This is a genomic window from Streptomyces sp. NPDC056486 (assembly GCF_042795295.1).
Taxonomy (GTDB): domain Bacteria; phylum Actinomycetota; class Actinomycetes; order Streptomycetales; family Streptomycetaceae; genus Streptomyces.
The window spans coordinates 1-1,499 of record NZ_JBHTSF010000332.1; the positions used below are offsets into that span (position 1 = coordinate 1).

The following is a 1,499-nucleotide window of genomic DNA, read 5'->3' on the forward strand; positions in this document are numbered from 1 at the left end:
GATTTAAGCCGTCCGGTGCTTGAGGACGCCCCCGCGCAGCGGCCCGCGGCGGAGCCGCAAGTGTCACAGCCGGGAAGGGGCGGGGTTGGGGAAGAAAACTCCTCCAGGTAAGGGAACGGCAAAGCCGGGACGTTCGTTACCCCGGACATGACCGCTATGACACCCGGCTCGAACATCCCCCTCACCGCCTCTCGCGTAGCGGTGGACGTCGCCGCACCGGTGCGGCTCGACGTATCGGGCCTGCTGCTCACCGCCGACGGCAAAGTGCGCTCCGACGACGACTTCATCTTCTTCAACCAGCCCGCAGGCCCCGGTGTGACCTACCAGTCGGGTGGCGGCACGACCCCCGACAAGATCACGGTGGACACCAGCGCCGTGCCCGCCGGCATCGAGAAGATCGTCGTCACCGCGAGCCCGGACGCGGCGGGCCAGACCTTCCAGGGCGTCGAGCCCACCGCCACCATCCGCAACGCGGACGACGGTTCCGTCCTGGCCACGTTCACTCCCCCGCAGCTCGGCGGCGAGACGGCCCTGGTGATCGTCGAGGTCTATCTCCGCAACGGCGTATGGAAGGCGCGCGCCGTCGGTCAGGGGTACTCGAACGGCCTGGCCGGCATCGCGACGGACTTCGGCGTCTCGGTCGAGGAGCCCGCGGCCCCGGCTGCTCCGGCCGCCGCCGCACCCGCCGCGCCCGCCGCACCGATGGCGCCCCCGACCGGCTCCCCGGTGCAGGGCCCGCCCCCGCCGGTCGCCGACCCCCGCCTCGCGGCGCCTGCCGCACCCGCCGCTCCCGCCGCTCCCCCGGCGCCCGCGGCCCCCGCGCCCGGCGCCGGGAAGATCAACCTGGACAAGGGGCGGGTCAGCCTCCAGAAGAACCAGACCGTGTCCCTGGTCAAGGGCGGCAAGCCGCTGCTCTCGCAGGTCAAGATGGGCCTGGGCTGGGAGCCCGCGTACGGCGGCAAGGACATCGACCTGGACGCCTCCGTCATCGCGTACGGCCCGCAGCGCAACCACGTGGACAGCTGCTACTTCGGCAAGCTGTCGATCGTGAACGGCGCGATCAAGCACTCCGGCGACAACCTCACGGGTGAGGGCGGCGGTGACGACGAGGTGATCGTCGTGGACCTGGGCCGTCTGCCGCAGGACGTGACGGGTCTCGTCTTCACGGTGAACTCGTTCTCGGGCCAGAAGTTCACGGCCGTCGCCAAGGCGTACTGCCGCCTGCTCGACGCCGCGACGGGCGAGGAGCTGGTCCGCTTCGACCTCACGAACGCGGAGGCGCAGACGGGCGTGATGATGGCGAAGCTGATCAAGCAGTTCACCGGAGAGTGGGAAATGACCGCCATGGGTGACTTCGTTAAGTCACGGACCGTGCGCGGAATGGTGAAGCCGGCGGCGCAGGCGCTGTAGCCCGCCGCGGGCACCGCGCGGACGCCCGCAGGGCCCGCGTGAGCGCGCTGGGGGACATGCAGGGGCGGTCGGCGGGAAGGGGATGAACC

Annotated in this window: 1 protein-coding gene; it reads left to right on the plus strand. The window is 71.1% G+C overall.

The window, feature by feature from the left end:
- Window positions 1–156: 156 nt before the first annotated feature.
- Window positions 157–1,410 (plus strand): TerD family protein, encoded by a 1,254-nt coding sequence (locus ACFQ7F_RS45845; RefSeq protein WP_383285750.1) that lies wholly within the window; start codon window positions 157–159, stop codon window positions 1,408–1,410.
- Window positions 1,411–1,499: the final 89 nt, after the last annotated feature.

Bases quoted from the DNA above. Each gene is read 5' to 3' on its own strand.
- ACFQ7F_RS45845 (WP_383285750.1), top strand. From the start codon at position 157: ATGACACCCGGCTCGAACATCCCCCTCACCGCCTCTCGCGTAGCGGTG.